The organism is Streptomyces sp. NPDC002958 (assembly GCF_055563255.1).
This window is the reverse complement of the sequence record NZ_JBVHDS010000017.1, coordinates 118,530-127,858: the sequence shown is the minus strand read 5'-3', so window position 1 is coordinate 127,858 and position 9,329 is coordinate 118,530. Positions and strand designations below refer to the sequence as shown.

The following is a 9,329-nucleotide window of genomic DNA, read 5'->3' as shown; positions in this document are numbered from 1 at the left end:
CGCGGCCGTGTTGTTGGTGGAGACGGTCCGCAAGAGCGGCCCGGATACGGCGATATCGGCGGCGTTGGCGCCGTGGCGCAGGACGCGGGCAGTGCATGATCCGGGCAAGACGCGACAGCCGGGCCCCCAGCATTCCCACGACCAACCCACCACAGCGAAACGGCCCGACGGAAGAGCCGACGGACCGTCATGCAAGGTCGAGGTTAGTGCCAGTCGATGTCGGCCAGGTCTTCCAGGGGTGTGCGGTCGGTGAGTGATTCGGGAACGGTGAGCGTGTCGGCGTTGCGCAGGGCAGCGGGAAAGCGGAATCCGCAGCGGCTCTCTACCTCATTGAGGGTGACTTGGAAGACGTGGAACTCGTCGAGTTCGAGGGCTTCGAGCTGGTTGAGGTTCTGGGTCAGGACGAAGGCTTTGGCCTTGAGTTGTCCTTGCTCGACGAAGGTGAGGACTTTCCAGTACTCGCGGGGGATCTGCACATCACGGTAGATGCGGTCGTCGGCCTGAAAGACGGGTCCGGCAAAGGCGCTGACCTTGAGGTCGTCGACGTCGACGTCAGCGAAGAGGGCGTCTTCGAGCCGTCCCCACAAGCCATCCTTGCTGGACTGGTTGAAGTCCTCCATCTGGGGGGTGATGTTGGTGTAAAAGAAGGAGTCCTTGTTGGCCTTCTCCGCCTCCACCAGTGAACCCCACAGCAGGTCGGCGCGTCGGGCCAGGTGTCCGCGGTCGAGCGGATTGTCCTCGTAGAGCTCGTTGCCGATCTGAACGTCGTCGGGCAGGCGGGAGTCCTTGACGAACTTGATCCCGCGGCGCGGCAGCTTCTTCATCGAGGTGCCGTCGATGTTCCAGGCCACCCAGAAGGCGAAGCCCCGCTCGCCATTGAGGGCGAGGGAAAAGTGCGTGTAGGGAACGATGTCGGTGTCGCCGAGCTTGACTGCGTCCTCCTTCACTCCGGCGCTCAAGCGCGGGGTGGCGATCCGGGAGCCGAGGAAGTCGGGATTGTATCCCTGGATGAGGTCGGCTTCCTCGACGGACGGTTGGTTCAGGCTGATGTCGAGCTTCTCGAAGACTGACCGCGGCAGACAGGCCAGAGCGTGCTCGTCGCGGCTGAACTCGCTCTCGCCACCGAAGTGCAAGCCCGCCATAACGTCCGGTCGGCCATCGAACACCCACACCGCGCCGGAGTCACCGGGCTGGCTGACCTCACCGCCGACGGGACGATTGTCCGGGTCGGGCTCGATCTCGAAGCAGCCGATGTTCTGCAACCCGACCGTGCCGCCGTAGTTGATCTGGGCCAGGGTCTCGATGCGGCGGACGATGCCGTGAGTGACGCCTGTGGTGCGGCCACTCTTGACGACCTTGTCACCCAGTTCCGGCTCCCCCAGCTCCGCAGGCGCAATACCGAGCTCAAGGATCTTGTCGATGAAGCCCCGGTCCTCAATCGTGGCGACAGCGCAGTCGCCGGCCATACCCAGGTGAGAGCGCTTGAGAACACCCAGCCGGTTTTGGGTGACCCGGTTGTCGTCGTGCCGGCCGGGCTGCGCAATCGAATCGCCCAGCTCTCCGTGCCGACTGTGCAGCACGTGCCAGTTGCTCAGCACGTAGGGGGTGCCGTCGTTCTTGTCGTAGACGATGCAGCCGATCGTGCCCGCCCCCGGCAGCTTGGCGTTACCCACACTCGCACCGGGCTCAATCGGGTCCAGGCGCCGTTTACGGTCCGGTCTCGTCGCCTCAGGCACCACCTGAAACTGCACCGTGTAGCTGCGCTGGATGACGTCGGTCGGCACCTGCTTCCCGTCCACCGTGATGACCTTCGGGATCGGGGTGGTGCCCAGGGCTTCCAGTTGCTCCGGTTTCGCCTTCGTGCCCACGGTGAACTGGAGCGTGAGTTCCTCGGTCCGCTCCCCGTCCTTGACGCGGTGGCCGATCCCGATGCTGGTGATGTTCGGGTCCGTCAGATAGCTGGACCCCTTGGTCCGGATGAACTGCCGCAGGGAGTCAATCGTCTTGTTCTGCCTTGGCGTGGACTTTGACGTGGCGGCCCTCTTCTTGGCGGTCATCAACGGTCCCTTCACGAAGACGTACAGGAGGTGGAGGTCGTACGAGGGGATCTGGGACGAAGCCGCCGGCAGCGGACCCCGGGGAAGTCGCACACATGATCCACATTCACTAAAAGTAGCGAATCAATCACGAACCGCAACCAGGGTGGTGGCACATGCCACGCTCGGGATGGTCCGCGTCGACGAGGCAAGAGATGCGGCCATCCGGGACCTGCGCTCCGGCGAGCGGCGCGCCGCAGGGGCATGGCCCCACACCCGGCAGTTCCGGCGCACGCTGTGCACTTTCAGCGGATCATCGGCACAACACCAAGCGAGTACCGGCGCACCTTCACCCAGGGTGAGTAGCCCGCAGCCACGTGGCGAGATCCTTTTGAACCGTGGCAATCAAGCCGCTGCCACTGGGGGATGCAGCACGCAAAGCAGGCCGTGGCCCGGACACCGGGGAACAAGTAACCCGCCAGTAGGTTCCGGGGTTCGCTTCTCTGCCGTTTCCCGGCGCCGGAGCGCCTCCTTGGGCCGCCCGGGTGAATGCCCCGAGGTCAACAACAAGGGGCGGGTGTGCGACAGGACTGGGCGCCGGGAGAGCTGTTGGCGAGCTGGACGCTAATGGAAGGCGACTGGAAGCTCGTGGCCAAAGACCGGGGCGACGAGGCTCGAGGTCAACCGGTCCGCACCACCCGGCTCCCGACAGCGAACCGATCTCCCTGACCGTCCCGGAGATCCGCCACCTGTTCACCCTCGTCTTCAGCCCGTCGGCCGTGACCGCTGCCAAGCTGCTGCACTGGTCAATCTGGCGCAGACGCCACCAGGCAACAGCCCGACACAGCCACTACCGACGACGATCCGCCGACGAATTTGCTGGATAGATCACGAAACCGCACCGGAGTATTAGGCTGAAAGGGCGAGACAGGAGTACACCCCGTAGCTCCGGATCGGATCCGGCGCCCCGCCCGAAGCGGCGGACGTTCTCCGCGGAGTACAAGCTGCGGATCGTTGCCGAGTACGCCCCCGCCAAACGAGCGCAACCCGAACCACAAATCTCATAGCGGCAACTACCGGTTTCCCTCCGGACTCGCCACATCCGTCACGTTCGGAGCCAATAGGCACACATCCGGGACAAGAGGCGCTTCCCGTGCATCGGGCGTGGCTCGGGTGGCGGTCGGAACCGTCCCTCAGGATGCCTGATGACTCGGCTCATCGGGGTCTCCCAGGAAAGTATTCGGTGGATTTCTCACGTCTGGTTGATGGTGCGTCCGATCTCGTCGGCCACCTCCGCGTGGGACAGGTACTCCTCGGGGTTGTGCGCCCGGTCGCGTGCGTTGGCGACTGCCAGCTCCGTCAGTTCGCCCTTCCAGCTGTCCTTGAGCGGACATCCGATTGCGACCGCGTCGGTCGGGCACCAGGCGTTGAGCCAGTGGTTCACCCTCTCGGGGCGCTTCGGACCTCCGGCGAGCAGGCGACTGTACACAGCGTCCAGTCCGAGGGGACTGCCCACGGTGACGAGGAGGGCCAAGTCGAGTTCCGGCGCGAGCCGTTGGACGAGGTCCATGCCGACCACGGTGCCGAGGCTGTGGGTGACGAGGACGAGCGTGCCCGACGTCGGCACCGAGGCGAGCACGTCGTCGAGGACCGCGTCCCGGACGCCCGGATCGTCGAGATACGCGGCAACGTCCCGGAAGATCGTGGCGACGGCCCACTCGTCCAGGTCGGTCCTGGCGGCCAGCCAGCTCAGCTGACCTTGCAATGCCCCGACGGCGGCGCCGCCCAAGCGTTCGGTGGCGAGCTGCTCCTCCGGGGGCATCCCTGTCTTTTGCGCCGCCTCGGCCAGCAGCTGCTCGTACATGCCCCGGGCAGGACCGGCGGGCGCGCATGCCTCCGCGGTCGGTGCGGCCGCGATCTCCTCGAAGGAGCGTGGGACGGCTTCTCGCTGCTCGATGGCCTCGATGAGCCTTTTTGCATAGAACGGGAACCACACGTCCGCCGGGTCGATAGGGGTGATACCGGCGCGCGTGAGCCCATGGTTGAGCCCTGCGGACCACCCTCGACGGAGCACCTCGGGGTCCTTGCTCTGCTGGCTCCTGCCGTGCAGGAAGACCAGGTGCCGACGGCCGCCGAAGGCGCCCGTCCTGGCTCTGAGGCCGGTGGGGGCCACGGCTGTTTCGCGGGCGGGCACCGGCGCCGCGACGACGGGTGCGGAAGTTGCTGACGGGCGTGCGGTCGGTTGTGCGACCGCCACCGCCTCCTGGAGACCGGAGTCCGGACCCATCTCGGCCAGGACCGCGCCTCGCGCGGGATCGAGGGGCAATGACGCGAGGTGTTTGAGGATGGAGCTGATGCGTACGCCTTCGTTGGACACCCAGTGAACGGCGTCGTCACCGTCGCCCTCGCTCCAGACCTGCCCGTCCTTGCGCAGCGTACGGCCCTGGTCGTCCTTCTCCGGCACACCGCTGTGGTGAAGTGCCACCACTTCCCACTGGTCGTTGAAGACCGGTGAGCCGGAATTGCCGGGCTCGGTGTCGGTCATGTAGTGGATGAAGTCGTCCAGGCGCACCTGAAGTCCGTTGTCGCGGACAGCGATTTCCTTGAGGCGGCCCATGGGATGGCCGATGACGTTCACCGGTTCGCCGATGACCAGTTTGCCGGGCTGAACGCTGAGCTTGTTCCACCCGAACACGTCTCCCGGCGACCGGCTGCCGAGGGGCCGCAGGGTAACGAGAGCGAAGTCGAGCTGCTCGTTCGCAACGAAGAAGTTGGCGGGATCGAAATCGGCCCGGACCGGTGCACCCGGGGTGTTGTCGATGGTGACCTGGGCGTCGAACTCGACGAAGCACGGCTCGACGGATGTCTCGTCCGGCAGCACATGGTGGTTGGTCATGAGCAGGCGCGGGGACACCAGGAAGCCGGTGCCGAGCGGCAGCTCGCGCCCGTTCTCGCGCGCCGAGATCCGGGCGACGGTGCGTGCCGCCCGCGCACCGCGCGGCAGGAAGCTCCATGCCTGGAGCTCGGAGGAGAGGCCGATGATGCGTTCGTACGCCGCGGGCGCCGCCAGCGGCTCCGCCCGGATGCTCTCCACCACCGCCGCGGCCGGCACTCCGAGCCGGTCGAGGAGGCGTGCGGCCCGGGCGGCGATCGCCTCCGGCGAGTCCGGGTACTTCACTCCGGCATCTTGCTCCCGCTGGATGCTGTGCCGCTCCGCACTCGTCCTGCGATACCGTTCGGCCGCGGCCGCGGCCTGCTTCTCTCGCTCCGCCCGTACGCCGCCCATCACTTCCATGGCGCACTCACCACCCCTGCCGCTCGGAATGTCCTCACCTTCCAGCAGGCACACGGTCGAGCCTGCCGCGCAACCGGAAGCGGTGCCATCGGTGTTCGAGGTGACCGGCCGTCGGCCTGAACCGCCCCGGGTTTGATGGAGAGGGAATCCGGGGCCGTGGCCGCCGTCGGCAAGACCATGACGGTCGCGGACGGCGGTTACCCCGACAGCGGACTCGTGATGCCGCACCGCCGAAGGGTCGGCGAGAAACTCCTTGGCTGGCAGCAGGAACACGATCGCTCGCACAAACAGGTTCGCGTCCGCGTCGAGCACGCCTTCACCCCCATGAAGACCTGGAAGATTCTCCGCGACTGTCGCCTCAAAGGCGACGGCGTCCACCACGCCATGTGCGGCATCGCTCGCCTACACAACCTCGTGATCACTGGGCGGGCGAACCGCCTTCACGGCGGACGCCCGCCCTTTCACCTCACCGGAGATCATCTACGGACAACTCTCAGTTCGGGTTGCGGTTCCGGTTGCCGCGCTGGTGCGGCCTCCGGTTCCCACAGTTCGGTGGTCCGTACGTAGCCGTAAACCACTGAGGTCATCGCCAGAATGAGAAGTGGTCCAAACACCCACGGATATTCGGCCATCTCCATCGGCAGATAGCGATATGACACCAAGAGCGCAGCGAAGACCGTTGCACCGTAGGTTACTAGCTGGATTCCTGACCGGACCCAGCCACGTTCGAGCGAGCGCAGAGCTGCCTCGATCGTGAGCGTAAATACCACGCCGGCAACAATATCCGCGCCGTAGTGGTAGCCGAAGCCCAGCGTTGCGCCGAGCGTAGCAACCAGCCAGAACGCGCCTGCGAATTTTAGAATCAGTGGGCCCTTGCGGGAATGAATGAAGATCGCGGTAGCCCACGCTGTATGCAGGCTGGGCATGCAGTTGCGTGGGGTGATCTCGTCGAATGGCATCTGATGCGGGACATTGACCGGCGGCGGCGTGTCCGGCCACAGGTTGGCCACCGCCCAGTGTCCGCCGTCGGCGCCGTAGGCGAAGATCGGTCCGACCACCGGGAAGATCATGTAGATGCCGGGCCCGAGGAGGCCGATGACCAGGAAGGTGCGCACCAGATGATGGCCCGGGAAGCGGCGCTCGACCGCCACGTTACGCAGCTGGTACATCGCGACGATGACGGCAGCCACCGGAAGCTGAGTGTAGACGGAGTCGAGAAAATGGGCGCCGATCGGGCCGGTGGCCGTGACTATCCGCCCTACCAGCCACGACGGGTTGCCCAGCGCGTGATCGGCGGTTGCCACGTACTGGTCGAGCACCAGCGGGCGGGTCTTCGACGTGATGAGTAGCCAGGCATCCCCAGTCTTGCGGCCGGCCACCAGCAGCAGGCCCAGCCCGACGCCCTTCAGCAGCAGGACACGTTCCCGGCCTGTGCGGCGTGTGATAGCGATGACCGCATAGCCCAAAATCACCCACAACGCGCCGTTGCCGAAGGGATGGCCGTCGGTTGCCTTGGCGTCGGCCGCCCACCGCACCAGCAGGAAGGCGACGTCGATGCCGATCGCGACACCAGCCGCGATGAACCGTTGCCGCCAGGTGAGCACCACCATCATCAACGCCATACTGGCGTACAACAGGAAACCCGATTTGGGGGCGAATACCACCTCTTGCACCTGGGTGACGATCGGCCCCGGTAGACCGTAGCGACGCGCCGCGATCTCCAGCGCGACGAGGAATCCGAGGGCCGCCACCGCCACCGCGGCCCACAGCATCGCCCGTGGTTGACGCCACGCGGCGAAAGTAATTCTGCACTTTATTCGCGAAAACACCCGCGATGCTATAGATATCAATTGTTTGGCCGATTTGTTAGATGTTGATGGATTAGGTCACTCTTCGTACCGGACAGCACGAATTTCTGGTGAAGCGCGGGCGACGAAAGCGATCGCCATGAATTCGATCACGTTATCGGAGCGGTGCAGATGGATTCCTGGTCACGGGAGGTGCGAAGGTCAGTCGATCCTGGCTCGCTGGTCCAGCATCTCGGGAATGACCACGAAACTCTCGACGACCGGCGGGCATCGAGGGCGACACGGGTTACCGAGTGGCTCTGAACACTCCAGCCGTTGACCGTGATCTGACGGCCCAGATGTTCGTCAGGAGGCGGACGGGCGTCCGGTCTTCTCGTCGGCCTCGTCTGGGTTCGTCGCTTGCTCTGCGACGACGATGTGAAGGTAGAGGTCGCGAAGGACGCCCACTTCGGCACCGTGGTGAGCTGCTTCGTCCAGGGCATGAAGCGCCAGGAGTAGGTAGCTCTCGTGGCTGTAGGCACCAGCGCGGGGTCCCATGGGTTGAAGGAGACGTTCGTCGCCGAGGGACTCGACGCGGGTGCGGAATCGGGACCAGTCGTCGGCCAGCATCTGGACGCCTTCGGTCGCCGAGCCCGGCCAGAGATGTCGGTCGCCGCTTTGGGGTTCGTTTTCAAAGAAACGGCCGTAGCCGCGCAGGCAGTCCGCTCCGATGTGCCAGATACGCCAGGCGATCGTCGTGAACGGAGCCGGAAGGACATCATGCGCGGGCCGCGGGTCGGCTCGGAACACCCCGTCCGCAGCTGTCCGAAGCGTCATGCATGAGGCAACGGGCTCCCAGAGGTACTCGGCGTCGGTGAGGCCGTCCAGGCGGGCCAGGGTTCTGGAACGTACGTCGTCTAATGTTTCGAGCAGGTCGCGGGTCACGGGGCCGGGCGAGGTCATTGGCTGCTCCAGGGTCGCCGACAGGTCCGGCCACCGTTGATCACAGGCGTGTGAAGACAAACGATCAGGCGGTGGCCGCGGGCCACAGGGTAGTAAACCCTGCCCGCCGGCAGGAGGCGTTCGAGGGCCTGATGGGCCGGATCGCGGGTCGGTTCGCTCGGGTGGAACCCCGGTGTCGAGTCCGGCAGTTGACGCTCGGACTGCTGTCGGATCTGCCACGCAAGAACTGCTGGACCATCGCAAACTTCGGTGACACGGGCCTACTGTTCATCGACCTCCGATGGCAATGACCACGGTTCCCTGACAGAGGACACGAGTGATTGCTGTTCCGTCTCACCGCAGGCTGAGCAGTCCCGTCCAAGGTTGAGGAGCATGCCGCAGCTACGGCTGCTGGGGGCAGCGCCCAAAAGCGCACGGACGTTACCTTGTCGTCGGCGCGATGTCGGGGCAGTGCCGTGGCAACCGGGCTCGGAGACCGGCGTTGTCACGGTTGCGGCCGTGGCGGCTTCGGCGTCGGTGACGGCAGCAGGGCGCCTGGCGAAGACTTCGGTGGCCTCGGCGGCCAGAACGACTTCGGGGTCGGTGGAGCAGACGAGGTCCGTCGGCCCGCTGGCCACCGAACGGGTCAGGGCGAACCCGTTCACCTCGACGATGTCGACGGTCACGTGAATTACGTGACCGTCGACAGAGGGCACTCCTGGTTATGCGAACTGGCCGGGCTGGTAGTCGCCGGCGGGCTGCTGGACGATGACGTTCACTCGGTTGAAGGCGTTGATGAGGGCGATGGCGCACACCAGGGCGGCGAGCTGCTCCTCGTCGTAGTGCTTGGCGGCATTCGCCCAGGCCTCGTCCGTGACCCCGCCGGCCGCGTCCGCGATGCGGGTGCCCTGCTCCGTCAGCTCCAGGGCTGAACGCTCGGCATCGGTGAACACCGTGGCCTCCCGCCAGGCCGCGACCAGGTTGATGCGCGTCGAGGTCTCCCCGGCGTGCGCGGCATCCTTGGTGTGCATGTCGGTGCAGAAACCGCAGCCATTGATCTGACTGGCGCGGATCTTCACCAACTCCTGCGTCGCGGCCGGCAGCGTCGAGTCGGCAAGCGCCTTGCCGGCAGAGACGATGTGCTTCATAGCCTTGGCTGCGACCGGGCTGGCGAAGAAATTCAACCGAGCTTCCATGGTGCACTCCTGTGTCTTTGCTGGTGCTTACACCTCTGTGACGCAACGGTCCGGCGTGATGTGACACGACCGA

At 65.5% G+C, this 9,329-nt stretch carries 6 protein-coding genes and 2 pseudogenes; 2 read left to right on the top strand and 6 right to left on the bottom strand.

Translation table 11 applies throughout. From position 1 onward, the window contains the following. Nucleotides 1–203 precede the first annotated feature (203 nt). On the bottom strand, nucleotides 204–2,150 hold the full coding sequence (locus ACZ3IC_RS25215; RefSeq protein ID WP_467419459.1) for a DNA/RNA non-specific endonuclease: 1,947 nt from the start codon (nucleotides 2,148–2,150) through the stop codon (nucleotides 204–206). Between the two features lie 1,138 nt (nucleotides 2,151–3,288). Continuing rightward, nucleotides 3,289–5,331: a trypsin-like serine peptidase gene (locus ACZ3IC_RS25210; RefSeq protein WP_467419457.1), complete on the bottom strand. Its 2,043-nt coding sequence runs from the start codon at nucleotides 5,329–5,331 to the stop codon at nucleotides 3,289–3,291. A gap of 144 nt (nucleotides 5,332–5,475) precedes the next feature. Here ACZ3IC_RS25210 and ACZ3IC_RS25205 point away from each other — a divergent pair. Then, nucleotides 5,476–5,757 (top strand): annotated as a pseudogene (locus ACZ3IC_RS25205) (transposase family protein); the annotation flags it as partial. 50 nt (nucleotides 5,758–5,807) lie between these two features. Here the strand turns inward: ACZ3IC_RS25205 and ACZ3IC_RS25200 are convergent. Further along, the gene (locus ACZ3IC_RS25200) at nucleotides 5,808–7,103 is read right to left on the bottom strand and encodes a phosphatase PAP2 family protein (RefSeq protein ID WP_467419455.1); all 1,296 of its coding nucleotides are present in this window, start codon (nucleotides 7,101–7,103) and stop codon (nucleotides 5,808–5,810) included. Between the two features lie 381 nt (nucleotides 7,104–7,484). After that, entirely contained in the window at nucleotides 7,485–8,081 is a 597-nt protein-coding gene (locus ACZ3IC_RS25195; protein ID WP_467419452.1) for a DinB family protein, read from the bottom strand. A 71-nt stretch (nucleotides 8,082–8,152) separates the two neighbouring features. On the opposite strand from ACZ3IC_RS25195, the pseudogene ACZ3IC_RS25190 reads away from it, so the two are divergent. Then, nucleotides 8,153–8,329, top strand: a pseudogene (locus ACZ3IC_RS25190) (IS701 family transposase); the annotation flags it as partial. Between the two features lie 12 nt (nucleotides 8,330–8,341). Here ACZ3IC_RS25190 and ACZ3IC_RS25185 read toward each other — a convergent pair. Next, entirely contained in the window at nucleotides 8,342–8,746 is a 405-nt protein-coding gene (locus tag ACZ3IC_RS25185; RefSeq protein WP_467419450.1) for a hypothetical protein, read from the bottom strand. A 36-nt stretch (nucleotides 8,747–8,782) separates the two neighbouring features. Continuing rightward, nucleotides 8,783–9,256 carry a carboxymuconolactone decarboxylase family protein gene (locus tag ACZ3IC_RS25180; RefSeq protein ID WP_467419447.1) on the bottom strand — a complete coding sequence of 158 codons (474 nt, stop codon included), beginning with the start codon at nucleotides 9,254–9,256 and terminating at the stop codon, nucleotides 8,783–8,785. Nucleotides 9,257–9,329 lie beyond the last annotated feature (73 nt).

What these genes read in the sequence shown, in the direction of transcription:
- ACZ3IC_RS25210 (WP_467419457.1), bottom strand. Translation starts at nt 5,331, where the DNA reads ATGGAAGTGATGGGCGGCGTACGGGCGGAGCGAGAGAAGCAGGCCGCG.
- ACZ3IC_RS25200 (WP_467419455.1), bottom strand. Translation starts at nt 7,103, where the DNA reads ATGCTGTGGGCCGCGGTGGCGGTGGCGGCCCTCGGATTCCTCGTCGCG.
- ACZ3IC_RS25195 (WP_467419452.1), bottom strand. Translation starts at nt 8,081, where the DNA reads ATGACCTCGCCCGGCCCCGTGACCCGCGACCTGCTCGAAACATTAGAC.
- ACZ3IC_RS25180 (WP_467419447.1), bottom strand. Translation starts at nt 9,256, where the DNA reads ATGGAAGCTCGGTTGAATTTCTTCGCCAGCCCGGTCGCAGCCAAGGCT.